The sequence below is a fragment of the Ruegeria sp. HKCCSP351 genome, from assembly GCF_017872535.1.
In the GTDB taxonomy this organism is placed as follows: domain Bacteria; phylum Pseudomonadota; class Alphaproteobacteria; order Rhodobacterales; family Rhodobacteraceae; genus Ruegeria.
In genome coordinates this window covers 128,346-149,282 of record NZ_JAEDOV010000010.1, presented here as the reverse complement: position 1 = coordinate 149,282, position 20,937 = coordinate 128,346, and the positions used below count along the sequence as shown (strand labels likewise).

The 20,937-nt window shown below is 55.6% G+C and carries 19 protein-coding genes; 8 read left to right on the top strand and 11 right to left on the bottom strand.

The genetic code is table 11. The features are described 5' to 3' along the window. Positions 1-5: 5 nt before the first annotated feature. The 5 genes from I9182_RS18105 to I9182_RS18085 all read right to left on the bottom strand — a co-directional run bounded on the left by I9182_RS18105 (position 6) and on the right by I9182_RS18085 (position 4,781). Positions 6-803, bottom strand: a complete 798-nt coding sequence (locus I9182_RS18105) for an ABC transporter permease (protein WP_209599173.1) — start codon at positions 801-803, stop codon at positions 6-8. Continuing rightward, positions 800-1,648 (bottom strand): ABC transporter permease, encoded by an 849-nt coding sequence (locus I9182_RS18100; RefSeq protein WP_010443824.1) that lies wholly within the window; start codon positions 1,646-1,648, stop codon positions 800-802. The genes I9182_RS18105 and I9182_RS18100 overlap by 4 nt, the downstream gene beginning before the upstream one ends. 65 nt (positions 1,649-1,713) lie before the next feature. Beyond that, positions 1,714-2,820, bottom strand: coding sequence for an extracellular solute-binding protein (locus I9182_RS18095; RefSeq protein WP_170418321.1), 1,107 nt, complete (start codon positions 2,818-2,820; stop codon positions 1,714-1,716). A gap of 76 nt (positions 2,821-2,896) precedes the next feature. After that, the gene (locus I9182_RS18090; RefSeq protein WP_209599172.1) at positions 2,897-3,898 is read right to left on the bottom strand and encodes an ABC transporter ATP-binding protein; all 1,002 of its coding nucleotides are present in this window, start codon (positions 3,896-3,898) and stop codon (positions 2,897-2,899) included. Next, positions 3,891-4,781, bottom strand: coding sequence for a 3-keto-5-aminohexanoate cleavage protein (locus I9182_RS18085; RefSeq protein ID WP_120981302.1), 891 nt, complete (start codon positions 4,779-4,781; stop codon positions 3,891-3,893). The genes I9182_RS18090 and I9182_RS18085 overlap by 8 nt, the downstream gene beginning before the upstream one ends. A gap of 143 nt (positions 4,782-4,924) precedes the next feature. On the opposite strand from I9182_RS18085, the gene I9182_RS18080 reads away from it, so the two are divergent. After that, complete coding sequence (locus I9182_RS18080) at positions 4,925-5,971, top strand: GlxA family transcriptional regulator (RefSeq protein ID WP_245222713.1); 1,047 nt, start codon at positions 4,925-4,927, stop codon at positions 5,969-5,971. Here the strand turns inward: I9182_RS18080 and I9182_RS18075 are convergent. From I9182_RS18075 to I9182_RS18060, 4 genes are read right to left on the bottom strand one after another with little or no spacing between them, the layout of a single operon-like run. Then, a complete protein-coding gene (locus tag I9182_RS18075) occupies positions 5,953-6,900 on the bottom strand; it encodes a 3-hydroxyacyl-CoA dehydrogenase NAD-binding domain-containing protein (protein ID WP_209599170.1) in 948 nt (315 codons plus the stop codon). The genes I9182_RS18080 and I9182_RS18075 overlap by 19 nt on opposite strands. Continuing rightward, entirely contained in the window at positions 6,900-7,703 is an 804-nt protein-coding gene (locus I9182_RS18070; RefSeq protein ID WP_209599169.1) for a carnitinyl-CoA dehydratase, read from the bottom strand. Before I9182_RS18070 ends, I9182_RS18075 begins: the two co-directional genes overlap by 1 nt. Positions 7,704-7,707: 4 nt before the next feature. Further along, entirely contained in the window at positions 7,708-8,748 is a 1,041-nt protein-coding gene (locus tag I9182_RS18065) for an LLM class flavin-dependent oxidoreductase (protein ID WP_209599168.1), read from the bottom strand. Between the two features lie 11 nt (positions 8,749-8,759). Further along, on the bottom strand, positions 8,760-10,241 hold the full coding sequence (locus tag I9182_RS18060; RefSeq protein WP_209599167.1) for an aldehyde dehydrogenase: 1,482 nt from the start codon (positions 10,239-10,241) through the stop codon (positions 8,760-8,762). A gap of 142 nt (positions 10,242-10,383) precedes the next feature. Here I9182_RS18060 and I9182_RS18055 point away from each other — a divergent pair, with 142 nt between their 5' ends. The 6 genes from I9182_RS18055 (at position 10,384) to I9182_RS18030 (ending at position 16,458) form a co-directional block, all read left to right on the top strand. Further along, positions 10,384-10,785: a RidA family protein gene (locus I9182_RS18055; protein WP_209599166.1), complete on the top strand. Its 402-nt coding sequence runs from the start codon at positions 10,384-10,386 to the stop codon at positions 10,783-10,785. After that, positions 10,785-11,585, top strand: coding sequence for an alpha/beta hydrolase (locus I9182_RS18050; RefSeq protein ID WP_209599165.1), 801 nt, complete (start codon positions 10,785-10,787; stop codon positions 11,583-11,585). The genes I9182_RS18055 and I9182_RS18050 overlap by 1 nt, the downstream gene beginning before the upstream one ends. Next, the gene (locus I9182_RS18045; protein WP_209599164.1) at positions 11,582-13,690 is read left to right on the top strand and encodes a CoA transferase; all 2,109 of its coding nucleotides are present in this window, start codon (positions 11,582-11,584) and stop codon (positions 13,688-13,690) included. The genes I9182_RS18050 and I9182_RS18045 overlap by 4 nt, the downstream gene beginning before the upstream one ends. 13 nt (positions 13,691-13,703) lie before the next feature. Next, complete coding sequence (locus I9182_RS18040) at positions 13,704-14,306, top strand: amino acid synthesis family protein (protein WP_209599163.1); 603 nt, start codon at positions 13,704-13,706, stop codon at positions 14,304-14,306. 497 nt (positions 14,307-14,803) lie between these two features. Continuing rightward, a complete protein-coding gene (locus I9182_RS18035; protein ID WP_029622285.1) occupies positions 14,804-15,952 on the top strand; it encodes an AAA family ATPase in 1,149 nt (382 codons plus the stop codon). Between the two features lie 92 nt (positions 15,953-16,044). Further along, entirely contained in the window at positions 16,045-16,458 is a 414-nt protein-coding gene (locus I9182_RS18030; protein WP_170568171.1) for a hypothetical protein, read from the top strand. A gap of 210 nt (positions 16,459-16,668) precedes the next feature. Here the strand turns inward: I9182_RS18030 and I9182_RS18025 are convergent, their stop codons facing one another. Further along, a complete protein-coding gene (locus I9182_RS18025) occupies positions 16,669-17,037 on the bottom strand; it encodes a hypothetical protein (RefSeq protein ID WP_209599162.1) in 369 nt (122 codons plus the stop codon). A 399-nt stretch (positions 17,038-17,436) separates the two neighbouring features. Here I9182_RS18025 and I9182_RS18020 point away from each other — a divergent pair, with 399 nt between their 5' ends. Continuing rightward, on the top strand, positions 17,437-19,815 hold the full coding sequence (locus tag I9182_RS18020) for an autotransporter outer membrane beta-barrel domain-containing protein (RefSeq protein ID WP_245222712.1): 2,379 nt from the start codon (positions 17,437-17,439) through the stop codon (positions 19,813-19,815). Between the two features lie 88 nt (positions 19,816-19,903). On the opposite strand, the gene I9182_RS18015 is transcribed toward I9182_RS18020, so the two are convergent. Then, positions 19,904-20,833 (bottom strand): SdiA-regulated domain-containing protein, encoded by a 930-nt coding sequence (locus tag I9182_RS18015; RefSeq protein ID WP_209599161.1) that lies wholly within the window; start codon positions 20,831-20,833, stop codon positions 19,904-19,906. Between the last annotated feature and the right edge of the window lie 104 nt (positions 20,834-20,937).

The following is a 20,937-nucleotide window of genomic DNA, read 5'->3' as shown; positions in this document are numbered from 1 at the left end:
CTCATTCATTCTGCCTGAGCCCGCGTGTTTCGCCGCGACAGAATCGCAGAAACGGCAAAGGCAATCAGGGTGATGGCAATCAGGATCACGGCAGCGGCAGCCACTGTCGGATCGGTGTTTTCACGGATGCCGTTCCACATGCGGCGCGGCAACGTGTAGACGCTGTATTTCGAGATGAACAAGGTCACCACGATCTCATCCCAGCTGAGGATAAATGCAAAGAGCGCACCGGCAAAAACCCCCGGCCTGATCGAAGGCAGGATCACCCGGCGCATGGTGGTCCAGTTGGAGGCCCCGAGATTCTTGGAGGCTTGTTCAAGCTTGGGATCAAACGTTGCCAAAGACGCGCTGACTGTGATCAGCACCATGGGGGCTGCCAGGATTGTATGCGCAAGGATCAAACCGGTGTAGCTGTCCAAGAGGCCCAGAGGGATCCACAACCGATAGAACGCCATGGCGGAAATAATCTGCGGTATGATCAAAGGCAGCAGCAGAAAGGCGCGAACCAATTCGCTGTACCGCGATGACACCCGCCATAGACCGATCGCACAAAGCGTGCCTAAAAGCGTCGCTAATGCGGAGCAGGACAGGGCAATCACGCCACTTTGGAAAAAACTCGACAGCCATTCCTCACTGGTGAACAGCTTCTCGAAATGACGCAGAGAATACTCGCCCTGCGGCATGGACAAAAAGCGTTTCGGCGTCAACGAAACAGGGATGGCGATCAGGGCCGGTGTCACTAGAAACAACAGCAGCACCCATGCCCCCACGCGGTTGAAAAATGAGAACAGGCCCGGCTTCATCGCGCTGCCCCCCCGAACACCGTGCTCAGCTTCATGAACCGCGACATGATCCAAAGCATCGCCAGAACGCCAAACAGCATGATGGCCGCCAGCATCGCCGCCGTGCCCCACTTCAAAGTCACCAGCAATTGAACCGAGATGTATTCTGCCACCATCAGCACCTTGCCGCCGCCCAACACGGCCGGGGTGACATAAAACCCGAGGCTGAGGATAAAGACCAACAGGGTCGAAGCCACAAGCCCCGGCATGGTCATGGGCAGGTAGACCCGCCAGAAGGTCTGGCTTCCGCTGGCCCCCAGGTTGCGCGAGGCGTCCATCACCCTCTGATCAATGGATTGCATCGAGACCAGCAATGGCAACACCGCATAGGGGATCATGTAATGCACCATTCCAATCAGAACGCCCAACTCGTTGCGCATGAAGGCGATGGGTTCAGCAACTAGGCCGATGTCTTCCAATGTGACATTGACCAGCCCCTTGCGTCCCAGCAACATGAGCCAGGCGAAGGTGCGTACGAGGATGGAGATCCAGAACGACACCAATAGCAGGGTCAGCATGTAAGTCTTCTGGCGTTGATGGCAGTGCACCATCGCGTAGGCGATGGAATAGCCGAAAATGACGCTGAAGACCGTCGTGATGATGCAGATGCGTACCGTGGTCCAGACAATGCGGATCAGGGCGTCACCTTCCGTCAGCTTGGCATAGTTGCCGAACCCGGGCTCGGGGTCTGTCACGCTCAGCCAAAGGATATTCAGGATCGGCCCCAGATAGAGCGCGACCACCATCAGCAGCAAAGGCGCGATAATCAGCCATCCTGGGTGGATATGACGGTTTAAGGCTTGCATCCAGAGCTTTCGACATGGGTTTGGCAACCCGACCCTTAGGATCGGGTGACCATAAGCTAAAGCGATCAGCTGATCGCTTCGAGGAAGGCATTCACCGCGTCGCCGCCGTTTTTACCCCACCATTCAGGATCGTTGTAGACGATCTTGTCGATGTTCATGGCCGAGGTTATCGCATAAGGCTGTTGGTCCTCGGGGATCTGGCCGAAGGCCTCGGGATTCGACGGAGTCATGCCAAGGCAATCCAACAGCGCCAGCTGCGCTGGTATGTCCTGCGCCGTGGCGATGAAATCCATGACTGCGGCGCCAGCCGGGTTGCCCTTGGGCACGATATAGGCCCCCGGCATCGCCATCGCCTGATTGTTCACCAGCTTGTATTGGCCATCGGTGTCGTTTTCGATGTTGCGACCCCGGTTCTGCCAGATGATCGCCATCGAGACCTCGTTGTTGACCACCATCGAGTGAACTTCCGATCCAGAGCCCCAGTAAAGGCTGTCATCTTTGATGGACTGGATTTTGTTCAGAGCTCGATCCATATCAAGCGGGTAGAGATCGCTGCCAGCGACGCCATCGGCCATCAATGCGGCCTCGAGCGACCCATTTGCCCATTTGTAAAGCGCACGGGTCCCGGGGAATTTCTCGGTATCAAAGAAATCGGCCCAGTTTTGCGGTGGATTATCGCCATAGGCTTCAGTGTCATACACAAAGGCATACCCGTAGAGGATGATCGACACCCCATATTCCAGCGCATAGCCGGGCAGCGTTTTATCCTTGGACACCACGGAATAGTCAATCGGCTCCAGATGCCCGGTTGGTCCAAGTGACACGGCGTTGAATAAGTCCGCATCCGCCACATCGGCAGTCACATTGCCACTGTCGACCATTTCCTTGATCTTGCCTTCCAGCGGACCAGAGGTATCAAACTTCAAACCTTTGCCGGTTTTGGCGGTAAAGGCCTCACCGATGGCCGAGCCATGGCATTCTTCGGATTGGCCGCCCCAGTTCCACATCACGACATGGTCTGCCGCCGCTTCGGCGTCGCCCGCCAGTACCGCATTCATTGCAACACCCGAGGCACCGCAAAGCGCAAGAAACGTGCGCCGGTCCATACGGCCAGCCCTAAACGCCTGGGCACTTTCGGCAAGCATTTCCTTTTTGAATTGTTTATCGTGCATTTTCTTCCTCCCATTTGATCCGAGATTTGACCCGGCTTTCGGTCATGACGCCTCTGGGCGTTCTGTGTTGGGGTGCCTAGCCCGTTTGTAGCTCCACTGCTGCTGAGTCCTTCCAAAGCAAATCCACCCGCACCCCCTCTGTCAGATCAGAGGCGTTGCGCCAGACGTCGATATCTACCTCAATCTCGGCCCCTTCGTCGGTGTCCACGATGATCCGCTGCATCGAGCCGAAATAGGTGATGCTGCGAATGGCGCCCCTCATCCGGGCCTCGGTGTTTTCGTTGCCAGGCATCAGATCAATTTTTTCCGGGCGCAGGGCAAAGACCTTTCCGTTTTGATGAATAAAGTTCGATTTCCCGAGGAAACTGGCGGTGAACTGATTGATCGGGCGCTCGTACAGCTCTTTTGGCGTTCCGACCTGCTCGATCGCGCCGTCGCGCATGATCACGATGCGGTCAGACATCGACAGTGCCTCTTCCTGATCATGCGTGACATAGATGAAGGTAGTGCCAACGCGGCGATGAATGTCCTTGAGCTGCTCCTGCACTTCGACACGCAGCTTTTTGTCCAGCGCTCCCAGCGGTTCGTCCAGCAACAGCACAGGCGGCGCAAAACACAAGGCACGTGCAAGGGCCACACGCTGTTGCTGACCACCAGACAATTGCCCCGGTTTGCGATCTGCAAACTCCTGAAGCTGAACCAGCTCCAGCATCTCGTCGACACGGTTCCGAATTTCGTCGGCGGGGCGTTTACGCACGCTTAGCGCATAACCTACGTTGTCGCGAACAGTCATATGGGGGAACAAAGCATATCCTTGAAACACCATGCCGAAATTGCGCTTTTCGGCGGGCACATTCGAGATGGACGCACCGTCCAGCGCAATCTCTCCTTTCGATATGTCGAGAAACCCGGCGATCATCATCAACAAGGTGGTTTTGCCCGATCCCGACGGGCCCAACAGCGTCAGGAACTCTCCATTTCGGATATCCAGGCAGATGTCGTTGACAGCACGGAACTGACCAAAAAACTTGGAGACATCGCGAATTTGCAAGCTACCGGTTTGGGTTGGATCAGCCATCCGCCCCCCTCAGGTTCAGCTTGTTGCGCGACTCTTGCGGTGTCAGGATCCGCCCACCCATCCGTTCGATAATCTCTCGGGCGCGGGTGACAAGCTGGCCGTTTGTCGCCAGAACCCCGCGATCAAGGTAGATGTTGTCCTCAAGACCGACACGCACATTCCCGCCAAGCGCGACAGCTGCGGCTGCCATCGGCATCTGCCCCCGCCCAATCCCAAAACTGGCCCAGCTGGCGCCTACGGGCAGTTGCGCCTTCATAGCCGCCATGGTTTCCACCGTTTGATCGGCCCCCCATGGAATTCCAAGGCACAACTGGAACATCGGCGGAGCATCAATCAGCCCCTCCTCCACCATCGCCTTGGCAAATCGGATATGGCCGAGATCAAAGACCTCAAGCTCGGGCTTCACACCCCATTCCTGAACCAGTGCCGCCATCCGACGCAGTGTCGGTGGCGTGGAAATATAGATCATGTCCGTGTCGGAAAAATTCAGCGTGCCACAATCGAGAGAGCAGATTTCAGGCAGGCATTCCTTGATATGGGCCAGCCGTTCTTCTGGTCCGATCATGTCGGTGCCCGGACCGGGCATGGCGGGATTGGACGGGTCTGAAATCCAATCGCCCCCCATACCTGCCGTAACATTGATGACCACATCCGTATCGCTTTCGCGTATTCGATCCACGATTTCCTTGAAGAGCGCCGGATCGCGCGAGCCCTGCCCCGTTTCAGGATCACGCGCATGCACATGCGCGGCAGAGGCCCCTGCCCTGGCGGCTTCGATTGCCGCATCAGCAATTTCTTTCGGGGTCACCGGCACGTGAGAGCTCTTGCCGGTCGTATCTCCCGCACCGGTAACTGCGCAGGTCAGCACAACTTCGTAGGTCATATCCGAGCCCCCCTTTTTACCTAGATTGCCGCGCGATTGACGGATAAAGATGTCGATTATCCGCCACAGATTAGGTTAGAATGGCGAAAAATCTGACCTAAAGCTTCTTGGTAAAACCAATGCATGTCGACATCACAACGCATATGGCTCGAGCTAAACGGCATGCCGTATTTGTCGTTGTCCCGCGTTTCAACCTGACCACGCTGATCACCATGATCGAAACCATGCGGATCGCAAATTACCTGGCGCCAGAACCGATGTTTTCCTGGGACATCGTCTCGTTCGACGGTCCTGAGATTGTTGCCAGCAATGGCATGACGACCGCAGTTGACACCGACTACGGGAGCCTCACTCCGGCAGGTTTTGTGTTTGTGTTGGGCAGTTGGGGTACTGAACACTACGAAAACACCGCTTTACTCACCTGGTTGCGAAAACGCGCACGCGCAGGCGAAACTGTTTGCGGCGTTGAATTGGGCAGCTACATCGTCGCACGTGCAGGCCTGTTGGACGGCAAACCTGCGACTATTCACTGGTCGTGGTTGAGCGGGTTCCGGGAATCCTTTGATCGGGTCGATGTCCATGAGTGTCTGTTCACTATTGACGGCAAGGTAATGACGTGCGCGGGCGGGTTGGCTGGGGTCGATCTGATGCTAAGGCTGATTGAATCCATCAGCGACAGCGGCTTTTCGGGGGAGATCGCAGACCAGATGCTGCATCACCCCATTCGCGACGCCGCCTCACCCCAGCGCAGCACCATGGGCCGGAGCACGGAAACCATGCTTCCGTTGATCCGAGAAGCGATGACCCTGATCGAAGAAAACATAGAAGAGCCGCTCAAAGTGCCCCAAATCGCTGATGTTCTGGGTGTTTCTCAGCGTCAACTGGAACGCCAATTCAAGAAACACGTGGGCTGTACCGTGGTGCAATTCGGCTTGTTGCGCCGATTGCAGAATGCTCGCCTGCTGTTGATTTCGACCGACCTCAGTGTACGCGAGATTGCCACCGCATCAGGATTCAATACACTGTCACATTTTGCCTATTCATTCGGTAAATTCTTCGGCCGGCGCCCATCCGAATACCGTGAGGCATGGCCGAAAAGCGAGCCGGCACCCAGCTGGCCCGGCTCTCTCTCGGATTTCTTGTCCATTCTGAACAATGTGCCATCGCAAGGTTATCCCCCACGGGACTGACGCAGAGCATTCAGCACTGCAACTATTTCGCGATCCCGTTGGGCCGCCATGTCCTCGAAATCCCGGTCGCCGGCGACAGCGTTGCAGCCATCGACCATGCGATCCCGCAATTCCTTCGTCAGCTCAGGTGCCTCCAACCGGCTCCAGGGCAGTTTAAGCGCCGGGCCGAACTGATCCAGGTTGGTGGCCATGCCTCCGGCACCACAGGCCACGTGAAAAGCCATACACTGACCCTGCGAGACCATACGAGGCGCCGGGCCGTTCATGAGTGCGATGTCGATGTCTTCCGGCGTTGCCTCTCCATTGGCGACCATATGCAGGGCCTCTCGCCAAAGCGCCTCTTGCAGTCGGGTCGCGACAAAGCCGGGGATCTCTTTTTTCATCATCAACGGGGCCTTGCCCGCGATTTCGTAGAATTTCCCGGCCCAAGCCACCGCCTCTGGTGATGTCTGTTCGCCGCCCACGATTTCGACCAGTGGTAGCAAATAGGGTGGATTGAAGGGATGGCCGATCACACAGCGTTCCGGTGTCGCGCAAGTCGCTTGGATGTCGGTCATCATCAAGCCGGACGTGGAAGAGCCAATCACGACGTCTGTTGGCAAAATGAGCCCGAGTCGTTGATAAAGTGCCTGCTTGATCTCAAGACGCTCGGGCGCGCTTTCCTGCACAAATTCGGCGCCGTCCAGCGCAGCCTCCAAATCTGTAACGATGCGCAAGCGGTCAAGCGACGCACCGGCGGCAAGCCCCAAATCCGTCAAGCTCTTCCAAGCAGTGCGTAAGATTGCGTGAAAGGCATCGGATTCGCTCGCGTCATGCAAATAGGCGGTCACATCATAACCACGCGCAAGAAAATGCGCTGCCCAGCCGCCGCCGATGGGGCCGGCTCCAATGCTGGTGATGCGGGTGATCGATGAGGGGTCAGGATACATCACTCACCCTTGAATTTGGGTTCACGCTTTTCGACAAAAGCCGCGACACCTTCGGCCGCGTCATCAGATTTCAGCATCTTGCGGTAGATCGGCATCGGATCGGTGCGCATCTTGTGAAAGGCCTGTTCCAGCGGCACGCACTCGATCTCGCGCTGCACTTCCTTGACAGATTGCATTGCAAGAGGCGCCGACCAGGCAATCGAGGCCGCCCATTCCCGGGCCGCCGCCATCAATTGATCCTTTGGAACCACCTTGTTGACCAACCCGTAATGCGCCGCCTCCATCGCGGTCATGCGACGGCCCAACAGAAACATCTCCATCGCGATGTTGTGCGGTATTCTTCGAGGCAGGCGTTGCAGTGCCCCCGCATCTGGAACGATGCCCAAAGGCATTTCAGGTAGGCCAAACTCCACATGGTCCGCCGCGATCAGAAGATCACAGGCCATGGCCATTTCGAACCCACCACCGATTGCCAGACCGTTAATGGCCGCGATAACCGGCTTGTTGAGCGCCCAATTCTCGGTCAGACCCGTGAACCCGCCGAACCCGTAGTCATCACTTTCCCACCAGTTGTCGAGCTGCATCTCACCTTCATTCAGGGCCTTCAAATCCCACCCGGCGGAGAAAATCCGATCTCCGCCCCCGGTCAGGATCGCGCAACGCAAGTCTTTGTTCTCGTGCAACTCCTGAAACGCCGCGGCCAAGGCCTGACTGGTGGGAACGTCGATGGCGTTTACTTTGCCCCGCTCTAGTGTGATTTCCAGAACGTGGCCGTCGCGGTGTGTTTTGACCCCTTCTGCCATTGCTTCAGTCCTCCTTGAATTCCGGCATGACCTCGTCACAGAACATACGCAAGGATCGCTGCTGCGCCGCGTGATCAAGCCCCATCGAGGCATAGTAGATGAACTCGTTCACACCCAAAGCCTCATAGCGCTTGAGCTTGGTGATGATGGTGTCCGGATTTCCGAACATGAGGTTTTCCTCTAGCATCAACGGATCGTATTGCTCGCGCCCTTCGATCTCATCAAGCGACAGGGGGGCGGGGAAACCGTTCACAACATCACCGGCGTTTCGGAACAGGTTCTCGAATTGAGAAAGCAGTCGGCGAATGGCCGCGAGGGCTTGTTCGCGATCGGAGTCGTTGTCGTATACACAGGCGTGCCGCATCAAAGCGAAGCGGGGCAGCCATCCATTGTCTGCCTTGGCGATGGCCTCGTCCAGCTGGCGCTTGTATAGTTCCGCCTCGGCAAAGGGTCTGGTCAACGGCCAGCAATTCACATGACAGCGCTCGCGCATGGCATAGTCGTAGGTGATGGGTGATCTCGCAGCGACCCAGACCGGCACCTCGGCCTGAACCGGTTTTGGAACGGATGTTGAGGTTGGAAATTGCCAGAACTCTCCGTCATGCGCATAGTCCCCGCGCCAAAGCGCGCGCACGGCCGGTAGCATTTCTTGCATGTATCGCCAGGCGTCGGATTGCTTGAGGCCCGGCTTCATGCGGTCAAACTCTCGCTGATAAGCCCCCGATCCAATGCCAAACTCCAGCCGCCCCCCACTGATCAGGTCGGTGAAGGCAGCCTCGCCCGCCAGATTGATAGGATGCCAGTAGGCCGCAGTGGCCACTGCCGTACCAAGCCGGATCCGGCTGGTTTCGGACGACCACCAAGTCAGCAATTGGAACGGGTTGGGCGCAATCGTCATTTCCAGCGCGTGATGCTCAGCAGCCCAAACGATATCGAAACCGCCATTTTCGGCGATCTGCACCATTTCCAATGTGTGGCGCGCGACATCTTTCATATCCAGACTGTCGTCAATCCGCTCCAAATTTATGGCAAGTTGGAATTTCATGCTCACCTCCCTCAGCGCATTACAAACGGGTTCGCCATCGGCTCATCCGATGTGTTCATCCAGACCGTCTTGGGCCGGGTGTAGTCGTAGATCGCCTGGAACCCGCTTTCTCGGCCATAGCCTGATCCTTTGACGCCACCAAACTCGGCTATCGGCGACACAACACGGTAGGTGTTCACCCAGACGATGCCGGCACGCACCGCATTTGCCATGCGCAAGGATCGCGCGCCGTCGGTGGTAAAGATGCCCGCCGCCAGCCCATGTTCGGTATCGTTGGCCAGTTCCAGCACCTCAGATTCGGTCTTAAAACGCTGGACGCAAAGTACAGGGCCGAAAAGCTCTGTATCTACGATACGCAGATCCTGCCGTGGGCAGTCGATGATGGTTGGCTCGAAATATAGCCCTGCTTTGCCTTCCGGCTGCTTGCCTCCCACCAGAACTGTGCCGCCCTCTTCCTGAGCGAAGGCAACCTCGCGTTGGATGTGGTCCAACTGTCCGGAGGTGCAAAGCGGCCCCATCTGAGTTTCCTCGGCCAGTGGATCGCCAATGAGTATCTGCTGCGCCTGCGCCACCATCCTGTCGAGAAACTCATCCGCGATGTCCTCGTGCAAGTAGAGCCGCGATCCGGCGACGCAGCTTTGCCCTGTCGCGCCAAAGATACCGGCAATCGAGGCATTGACTGCACTTTCGATATTGGCGTCATCAAAAACAATGAAGGGCGACTTGCCGCCCAGTTCCAATGAGACCTCGGCAAAGTTGCGTTTTACGTTTTCCAGCACATGGCGCGCGGCATTTGGGCCACCGGTAAAAGAGACGCGCGCCACCAGAGGATGCCCGGTCAAAGCCCGTCCACAGGGCTCACCATGACCCGTTACGATGTTGACCACACCAGGCGGGATACCGGCCATTTCGACAAGTCGCCCAAACTCCAGCATGGCCGCGCTGGCATGTTCGGATGCTTTCAGAACAACCGTATTCCCGGCAGCCAATGCCGGGCCGATCTTGACCGCTACAAGGAACAATTGCGAATTCCAAGGCACCACGGCAGCAACCACGCCCAGAGGCTCGCGCTTGGTAAAGACAAACATGTCAGGTTTGTCGATGGGCAGTGTCTCGCCGCTTACCTTATCCGCACACCCAGCAAAAAAGTGGAAAAACTCGGCAATGTACTTGGCTTGCCAACGCGTTTCCTTGAGCATCTTGCCGGTGTCGATGGATTCAGTTCGTCCCAGCTCTTCGGAATGATCCGCTAGAAGATCGCCCAGCTTGCGCAGGCATTTGCCGCGCTCGGTCGGTGTCATACGCGCCCACGGCCCGCCGACAAAAGCAGTGTGCGCCGCGGTGACTGCGCGGTTTATATCATCCTCAGTTGCCTCTGGAACACGGCTCCAGACCTCACCATTGGCTGGGTTGACGCTGTCAAAAGTACCGCCATCCGCAGCGTCGACCCAGTCGCCATCAATCAGCATCTGATAGTTTTTGACATCAGCCATGGCGTGCCTCCCCCTGATTGTTGCCTCCCTATTCATGTCTGCTTTCGCGCCTCAGGGTTATGAAAATACGACGCAGTCTGTCGAAAAATCCGGGTCTCGCATCCGATCATGGGTGCAGGCTGTTCCAAAGGGAGGCTTGGAAATGGGTAGCAAAAAGCAGGTTATCGGAGGTCCACTGGAAATTGGCGGACGGGTTCTGTCGCTGTCCCGCGCCATTCGGGCAGGTGATTTCGTTTTTCTGACAGGGCAAATTCCTATGCGAGACGGCGTGCCTATGACCGATGGCACCATCGAAGAGCAGACCCGCGCAGTTTTGGACGACATCACCAAGACACTGGCCAAGGCAGGCTGCACCCGCGACGATGTCATCAAGGCCATGGTCTGGCTGCGGGAGCGCGACGATTTCCCTGGATTTAACGCCGTCTACGCCGACTATTTTCCAGTTGAGCCTCCAACCCGGTCGGCTGTGGTCAGCGATCTTCTGGTGGATGCCCGCGTTGAGGTCGAAGTCGTAGCCTATCGCCCCCTCAAGGACCAATCCTGATGGGCATTGCACCAGACGGAACCCATTTCAAAATGACAGGACCAGAGGATGGCCCTGTTGTCGTGATGATCCACGGTCTGGGCCTGAACCGGAATTGCTGGCAATGGACGACCCCTGCACTGTCTGATCGCTTTCGCGTTCTCACCTATGATCTATATGGTCATGGGCAAAGTGCCCCGCCACCCGAACGCCCCAGCCTTTCAGTGTTTTCACGCCAGCTAGAGAGCTTGCTGGACCACTGCGCCATCCAGAGCGCGGTTATCGCAGGGTTCTCGTTGGGTGGCATGATCGCGCGTCGGTTTGCCCAGGATGTGCCACAACGGGTTTCAGCTCTGGTGATCCTTCATTCCCCTCACAAACGGACCGACGCCGCACAAGAGGCAATCTTGAAACGGGTGGAACAGGCACGGCGGGACGGACCAAAGGCAACGGTCGAAGCTGCGCTGAACCGGTGGTTCACCGATGCGTTCCGCCAGTCCAACCCTCGTATGATGGAGACGGTTCGTGACTGGGTCATAGCCAATGACAAAGCAATTTACCACACCATCTATCGCGTGCTGGCCGATGGTATCGACGAAATTGTTGCGCCAAGCCCGCCGATTTCTTGCCCTGCGCTGGTGATTACTGGTGATGAGGATTTCGGCAACGGGCCCGACATGGCCTTTGCCATCGCAAGCGAGATTGCGGGGGGCAGTGCACTTATCCTCCCGGGACTGCGGCATATGGCACTTGCCGAAGACCCGGACGCAGTGAACAAGCTACTCCGCAGCTTTCTCAACAATCTGGATCTGAAGCCATGAGCACCAAAATCCTCAAAGGCCTGCGTGTGTTGGATTTGAGCCGGATGCTTTCAGGTCCCTATTGTACAATGCATCTGGCGGATCACGGGGCCGAGGTGATCAAGATCGAAAGCAAGCATGGCGACACCAGCCGCGGCAACGGACCGTTCCGTCAAGACGATCCGGATCATGCCTGGGCCGGCTACTTTGTAAGTCTGAACCGCGGCAAGAAAAGCGTGCAGCTTGATCTGAAATCGCCGGAGGGCTGCGCGACTTTTCGAGAACTTGCGGCAACGGCGGATGTCATCGTCGAGAATTTCCGCCCGGGCGTAATGGATCGCCTTGGCCTGTCTTATGAAAGCCTTGTTGCCGACAACCCCCGGCTCGTCTATGCCGCGATCCGTGGCTTTGGCGACCCGCGCACAGGCCAAAGCCCCTATGCCAACTGGCCTTCGTACGATGTGGTTGCGCAGGCCATGGGCGGTCTGATGTCCGTCACCGGACCGAATGCTGACACACCCACCAAGACCGGACCCGGGGTGGGTGACATATTCACCGGCATGATGATGGCTTTCGGTATCATGGCGGCCCTGCGCGAGGCCGAAGCGACGGGCAAAGGGCAGTTTGTGGATGTGGCCATGTATGATGCCATGATCTCGCTCTGCGAAAGAATGGTTTACTTGCATGACGTGACAGGAGAGGTGCCCGGACCGGAAGGCAACGGGCATCCATTCCTTTCCCCGTTTGGCCTCTACCCGGCAGCCGATGGCCACATCGCGCTTGGTATTGTCGATGATGCGTTTTGGCAGCTTTTGACACGGCTGATGGGGCAACCGTCACTTGGACAAGATGACCGCTTCTCCACAAGGTCGGCCCGGGCCAACCATGCTTCCGAAGTAAACCAAATTGTAAGCGATTGGACCCGACAACGGACTAAGAAGCAATTGACGGCAACACTGGGTGGCCAGGTCCCGTTCGGCCCGATGAACACTATCTCGGACATCGCGGCCGACCCTCATGTAGCCAGCCGCGGCATGCTGGCGAAGGTCCCGCATCCGGATGCGGGACATGAACCTTGGATCGTGGCAGCAAACCCGTTGCGGTTCGGTCGGCACCGCCAAGGTGCACTGACGACCCCTCCTGCGCTAGGTGAGCACAATAGCATTCTGGAAGGATTGCCCCCACCGGAGTCGACGGAACCCTTAGCCGGGAAGGCGCTGCGCGACGCCTTCGGGCGCTTTGCCACCGGTGTGACAGTGGTAACTACCCGGCAGCCGGACGGGACCCCGCGCGGGTTCACGGCGAACTCATTTACCTCCGTTTCTCTCGACCCACCTCTACTCCTGGTTTGTGTCGGTAAGCAGGCCTTGTCCTTTGAAACCTTCCTGCAGGCGGATCATTTCACGGTCAACGTCCTGTCGGACGACCAAAAAGAAATCTCGGGCCTTTTCGCGTCTCAATCAGCCAAAAAATTCGACATTGCAGCCTGGCAACCTGACGCGCGGAACATGCCCACGATAGACGGTGCGCTCGCCCGGTTCAGCTGTGCCCGACACCGTTTGGTCGATGCTGGTGACCATCTGATCCTGATCGGCCGCGTGGAGGACTTCGAAACGCGCGAGGGACATCCGCTGGGCTACTTTCGCGGTGCCTATTTCGATTTGGGGCTCAACAGTGCCCTGACAGAGGCCGCCACTGCAGGTGGTGTGACCGTCGGAGCGGTACTGGCCAACGAAGATCGGGTCCTACTCTCCGTTGACAAAAGCGGGCACATTTCAGTGCCGGTTGCTCCTGCAAATAACAATTCTGCAGATGGGCTGATCACTGATCTGTCAAACCGAGATTTGATTGTAGAGCTGGCGCATCCTTATGCGGTTTATCGAATATCCAAAAGCGGGACGCAGCGGATCATCTACCACGGAAGCGTTCATGGGCAGCCCCCTGACGGCATGCAGTACTTTGATCTCGGCGACTTGCCGCTGGAACGCGTACGCGACGGGGCTGAAAATTCGATGTTGCGCCGGTACGCAAAGGAAAACAGCCACGGTACATTTGGTTTCTACCACGGAACTGAAGTCGAAGGCGTCGTACACACACCGACCGGGCACCACAGCTATCACGTTTGACAGGAGAAGCAATATGATCCCCGAATTGCGCAAGGTAGTCACCTTTGATGAGGATATTCACACAGAAGGAGGCCGACCTTCGGAACCCGTGTTGCGCATGATCGGCGTGGCAGCGGTGGTCAGAAACCCTTGGGCAGGACGTGGCTTTGTCGATGATCTTTCACCAGAGATTCAGCGCATGGCGCCAGTTCTGGGAGAGATGCTCACCAACAGACTGATCGCTCTGGCGGGGTCAGGCGATGCGATAGAAGCCTACGGAAAAGCCTGTATCGCCGGGACAAGTTGTGAGATTGAACATGCCTCCGCGCTTATTCACACCCTGCAGTACGGAAATTATTTTCGTGAGGCAGTGGGTGCAAAAAGCTATCTCGGTTTCACAAACACGCGAGGGCCCGCGAACACCCAAATCCAGATCCCGCTGATGGACAAACATGATACTGGGCGGCGGTCGCACTACCTGACCGTCCAGTTTTCAATCTACGACGCGCCGGATGTGGATGAACTTGTTGTGGCTCTGGGGGCATCAACCCGTGGTCGCCCGCACCACCGGATCGGCGACCGATACTCAGACCTCGCTGCCTTGGGAAGGGATGTGGAGAACCCGGCTGGGGTCTAGTTTGTTACGATGATGATGCGTATCAGGTAATTGGCTTGAGGCAAGTTGTTGTCTTCGATGCAGACCAACTCAGCACGAGAGCTGACAATCAACAAATAAGGATTGGGCGCAAAATAGCCAACGACCGCCGCCTCCTTGATGGGGTATTCTGGGTCGGCTAAACCGGAGTCACTTCGCGTTCAGCCGGAAGCGTTTAGAAATGCTCAGACACTCATCATCAGGCAGCGAGCGCCAAACATGGAGTTCGCTCAGGGACACCAACCTCATAAAAAGCGGCTTTACAACTACTACCCACCTCCCTTTTTCTAGTGCGTCTAGCTCATTTGGACAGAAATAACAGCAAGGAAGTTTGTTCCATGCAACTGTATCAGCCACAGACAAAGCTCTCATTCGCAGCGGCTACATGAAAGCCTTAATCAAAACCTGTTGCGGACATCCTGTGTTTAGTCTGATAGGTCGTCTGTTGATGTGTGATCGCCGGAGCCGGAAAGACTGAAATGCTTGTTACAGTTGCTGTCGCCGGTTATCGATCTCTCCGAAATCTGGTTCTGCCACTTGCTCCCCTGACGGTAATTACCGGTGGCAATGGGGTCGGAAAGTCGTCGCTGTATCGCGCGCTTCGAATGTTGAGCGAGGTGTCACAAGGTAGTGTCATCTCTACACTCGCGTCTGAAGGAGGGTTGGGCTCCACAATGTGGGCGGGGCCTGAAGTGCTGTCTCGAGGGATGAAAACGGGTGAAGTACCCATCACCGGAACGACTCGGAGCAAACCAGTCGGCCTAAAGCTTGGCTTTGCGTCCGAAGACTACGGGTACGCAGTCGAGCTTGGATTGCCAGCAGAAACCTCAGCCTTTTCTAATGATCCTGAGATCAAGTCCGAAGCATTGTGGATCGGCGAGACATTGAGCCGACACAACGCGCTTGCAGAGCGCCGTGGCCCGTGTGTACGGGTACGGTCGGAGTACGGTTCTTGGAACCAGGCGGCCACTACCCTTCCACCGTTTGACAGTATGATGACCCACGCAGCCGATCCGAATAACGCATTAGAGCTGCTGCATTTACGAGACCGTATGCGGAATTGGCGGTTCTATGATCAACTTCGGACTGATCGTGAGGCCCCGGCCAGAAGGCAACAGGTCGGCACCCGAACTCCAATTCTTGCAAGTGACGGCTCGGACCTGGCGGCAGCTATTGAGACAATTCGGGAAATCGGCGATGTGGCAACACTTGAAAAGACCGTCATGGACGCATTTCCGGGAAGTTCAATTGAGGTTCATGCGAAAGATGGGTTATTCAGCCTCACAATGAAACAGCACGGGTTGCTGCGCCCGCTCAGCACTGCGGAATTGTCGGATGGGACCCTGCGATACCTGCTCCTCGTGGCGGCCTTACTGACGCCACGACCTCCTAGCCTGATGGTCCTAAATGAGCCCGAAACAAGCCTGCATCCTGACTTAATCCCACCTCTAGCTCGGTTGATCAAAGAAGCCTCCGCGCGAAGTCAGATCATCGTCGTTTCTCACAACCGAGCGTTAGCCAAAGCTTTGAGCAAGGGTAATGCGCTCACGCATCACCTCGGCAAAGCCACTGGGGAAACCTTTGTCGAAGCGGCGGAACCCATACCTTGGTCGTGGCCCAAACGATAGCCTTTAGGGAAGTGCTAACAACGCGCGCGATTGAGTTGTGCGTTACACGGAATCGCCTTGACCCACACTGACCTCGCGCGCGATATAACCGCATGGTTTCCAAATCTACGGTACAACTTGCCACTATCTTGTATGGCTTGAGTTCATCGATTGTAGTGGCCGAAAAGGTTCATTTTTCTGGACTCTATGTCCCGGAAGGTCTTTCGTGCGCGGAAGGCGCGCGGATTTCGGAGGAATATGGGGACCTTCGTGCCGGATACGTCATCTATGACGACGAGGGGCGCAAATCGGACGACGGGTCTTGTGCTTACGCTCAAGTTCAGGCTCTTCGCGGAACCGCGGTGCAAATCGTTGATCTGGCCTGCTCATTTGACGGTGCAACCTATTCTTACCGCCAGCTCTTAACCCCGCTTGAGAAAAATAGGCTGCTGGTTGTAAACTCACCAGACGAAGAAACCTCCACTTACCAGATCTACACTTTATGCGGATGGGTTCCTGAGAGCTGAATGCGGTAGCGCTCTCCCGGCGACTTCGTGAACTAGTCTTAAAGGAAACTCATCAGGCGGTTGGCCAGTGTTGAATGCCGTCAAGATTGCACAGAGAAAGAACGCCCATTTCCGGGCATCGTCGCGGTTGCTCTTTCTGGCTATCTTAGTCTCCATTTTTCGATTCTCCATCATGTACCTAAGGTTCCGCTGCGTGGTTCGCCGGTGTTGTCACCGAATTCGATTTAGTTTCGTCACCATCACTGAAGACAAGGAATTTCGACCGTTCTTCGCCAAACAGCCCGAACTGGAACCCTGTCGGCGCCTGTGATCGAAAAAGCTGTGCGACGTCATCGCGCGAATGGTATCGCCATCAAAAGCAACGCTGACACTCCAAGGGTCGTCTGGCTCTCTCACGAAAGCGTTGTCGATGACCTTCTCTGCGGCACCATTTCCGCAGCAGACTATGCCTTCAGACGCTTCCATGATCCGAGATTTCGACACGCCGGAGTTGCAGGCTAAGCGCTGGGAATTGACCGCCGTGGACGAGCCTTTGAGCGTGGCGAAACCGATATCCAGTCCAACTTTCCGCACTTCCACCTTGGGGCTCCTTTCCCTGCAGAAGAGTACATCTGCAGTTCGCCGCGACGCGTGACAGTTGGGCGCAAACATCATCCGCCCAATCCTTAGTTCGAACACCGGCATTCGACAACTCGTTGCACTTTGATTGAACGACCGCTTTAAGCGCTTCGTCGCAGCAGACGGACATAACTGGTGTGCTTTCTGCATGCGCGAATACTCCGGGCAGAGTTCTTGCAGTTTCGTGAGTAAATTCTATCGCGAGGCGAATAATCTTCAAGCGGCACTGTTGCACCGCGGCCCCCATCAAAAACCATTTGCCATAGCGGTCTTTCATTCGAATATTTTTTTGTGCTCAAATATCCTCCGGATCATCGCAAAAGGTTGTGGCCGCGTCTGTGAAGTTAGTGGGGAGAGCTTATGGAAACAAAGGATCGAGTTCAGGCAAGCGTAGCGCCGTACGTTGATCGCGCACTTTTCACTAAGCTCACACTCGGAGCCTTGGCGTACTTCTTACTGCCCGGCATTGCCCAGGCCCAAAGTTCGCAATCTTGCGCTGAAGTTGGTGCTCCGCGTCAAGAATACACTGCTGGAACAGAGACCATTCTTAGCGGGCAGACGATATCTTCTACTGTGAAAACCTGCCTGCCAATTCCAAACGGACCCATTACAGGACTTACAATTGGAAACTCCTCTATCACGTCCTCTGGTAAAATAGAGTTGTATGTCCCGGGGCAAAGTCAAAATCCAGACAGAGCATCGGTACTGACTTTGTTGAACGTCGATGTCGCGGCGGGGACCGGCGACTTTGTTTCACGGGAGGCCCTGACGACGCAAATCAACGGCAGATTACGAGTCAATATTGTAGGGACTTCGATTGGTTCGGGAAGGTCGATGACATTCGCACCCGCCAATGGTGGAGACGTTGACCCTACCGAGGTGTATTTCCAATCAGACACGCCGTTAACTTACGATAACTTGACAGTAACAAACGCGACGGAAATCGCGTTTGGTGTGATCAACATTCAGACAAGATTTGCTCAAGCGTCTGATTTTACACTGACCAACAGTTCAATGACGGCCACCAGCAATATGGTGATCGGTGCTGGTTCAACACTTCGGCTTGACGCGTCCAGCAGCTTAACCACGGTCGATTTTGATAACTTTGGTACTCTGGCCGGCAACGGCACCGTGAACGCATTCAATTTCAACGTGAGAAATGGCGCTGTTCTTTCACCAGGCTCCTCGATTGGAACGTTGAATTTTACTAGTGCAATTTCCTTCGATGCGGGGTCGACGATTTTGTCGGAAGTCGACCCCGCAGCGGCACAAAATGCGGATCTGGTTTCGTCAACAGACGCAGTCACTGGCATCAACAACGCCACCATACAAGTCGAAGCCGCTCGTCCCGGCCTGACTGCGCAGGACTATGCTGCTGGCAACGACTATACGGTTTTTCAAGCCTCGAGTTTTGATGGAAACTCCCCAACTCTTGTTGCCGGAGGATCTCTGCCCGCCCTATCCAGTCTGAGTATCTCAAACACGCCAACCGCGGACGGTAGAATTGATATTGCGTTTTCGACCCTCCCCGTCTCGAGTTTGCCACAACATCCATCAGTTGTTGGATCTCCCAATGCAAGCAACCTTGCTGGTGCGGTGGCCAACACTACAAACACGTCACCTGGAACTAATCTGACCAATGGCTCAACCTTGGGCAACACCGTTAACACGCTTACCAATTCAGGCTTGGCTGGGTTTAACCGTGTGCACGCAGAACCCTATTCCTCCAATTTGACCGTTGGGCTTGAGCAACTTGACCTGATAACCAACGCTGTGCTGAGCCACGCTGACTGCCGCAAGTATCAAGCGGTTGGCTTCAGCAATGCGGATCAACCCGTTGCAGCAGGCGAAATCGACTCGGCCCAGAGCCCGAGTGGCGCAATTGACTGCTCTGATCGGCGCTGGTGGATCGACACGGCCTATGTGAGCGGGGACGTTGATGGAAGCAATGGCCTTGGGACATTCGACTATTCGCTGGGCACGATTTTGGTCGGAGCGGATGTCGCAAGCACCGATAGAGGTGTGGTCGGCGTGTACGCAGGTTTTGGGACATCCTCCATGGATGAACACGATCAAGTCGATCAAGACTTTTCGACCGACAGCTATCATGTGGGCGTGTATGGGCGTACAACAACCGGAACTTGGGAGTTCTCCGGACTGATCGGTTACATGTTCGGTGAAACTGATGCCAAGCGGAACAACCCTTCTGTTGATGGCTTTACGGGGGGCGAGGCTAAATCGGATTTGGACCAAGAGGGAATCCACGCCGGTATCCAGGCACGGAAGTTGTTTAACCTGGAGAGCGGTGCAAGGGTTTCTACGGTTTTCGGATTGAACTACGGGCGTATCCAACAAGGTTCAGGCACAGAGACTGGCGGTGGTGATTTCAATTACTCGATTGAAAAAGCGAACGCAGAATCGCTGGTCGCTTCTATTGGAATTGACTACCAGCGGGATTTCTTGACAGAGAATGGTTTGCTAACTCCAATCGCCTTTGCTCGTTACGAGTATGATTTTTTTGCCAACAAGGACAGTGAACACGAAATCACTGTCACGAGCCCGATATTTGGGACATTCACGCAAGTCGGACAAAACCGAGGCGCCAATGGTTTCGTTCTTGGGCTTGGACTGGGCTATCAGATTTCTGATCTGGCAAGACTAACGGCAGGGTATGGTTACTCAGTTCGTTCCATCGGCCAAGAGCATGGCCTCGGTGCAAACTTAAGTGTTCGGTTCTGATTAGGGTGGAGCAACGAAGAGGAGTGGTAAGTTAGCTGCAACAACTTGCGGAAGCTATCGTGGCAATGTGAGCGTCATTCTCTAGCGATCAAAATTTGGGGATATTAAAAACATAAAGCCGCGATTTCTTGGCGTCGTCTGTCAGGATATAGAGAAGCCCTCTGGTCTCATCGAGGGCGATCCCTTCGGGATGTTTAACTTCCTTTTGTTTGCCATCTTCTGTGAACGTCAAGCGGATAGGCTTCACGGACTTGGACTCTGGATTGTAGACGAAGATTTGACGTCCTTTGTCACTCACAATCCAAAGAGAACGTGAGGACGGGGACCAAGCCAGGCCGCTCAAATCCAGTTCGTCATCATCTACACGCTCGGAGATAAAACCTGCATCGCGGGCTAAAGGAATGATCTCAACAATTTCGTCTAGCTCTGGTGATACGACCATTAACAACCTTGGTTGTCCCTCAATGCCAATGAAGACCCGCCCGGATTCCAGGTCGACGGCGATGCCCTCAGGTCCCTTGTTCAAAGGGTTACCGACGAGCAATTCAGCGGCGTCCGAGTAGCCTTTGAGAGATGTGAGAGGGATTGTCGTTAGTTGAATGGGGTCAGTCGGGTGAACGACTAGAATTGATCGATCAGTTTCCTGAAGTACTAAAACAGACCCATCTTTTCGTGATGCAACGCCCTCCAGATCTGATCCCGTCAATGAAGGCAGCTTGAAAGAGTTTCCCAATGCCCCGTCTATTCCAAGTAGGTGCAGTTTAGGTTCAGCGTCGCTGACTGACCACAAGAAGCCCTCAGCGTTGGACAGAGACAATCCGGAAGGCTCCGAGAAGCCTTCCGATTTATCCGCCACCTTGAAGGAGTCGACGAGTGTCAAGCCAGGACTCTCGGCATGGGCGAGCTCGCTCCATGCCAGAAATGCAACAGTAGCGCTTGCAAATGAAGCCAGTGTCCCAAGTTTGATGAAGCACCGTGAAAACCCAAGTTTCGACCGAAGCAACTTGTGTTCTGACATTGGATTTTCTCGCGCTTGGACCATATCCACGTATCAGCGTTCGTATCACAGTCCGGATGCGATGTCCTAAGAATGCACGGAAATCTCTTTACCTGATCCCGCCT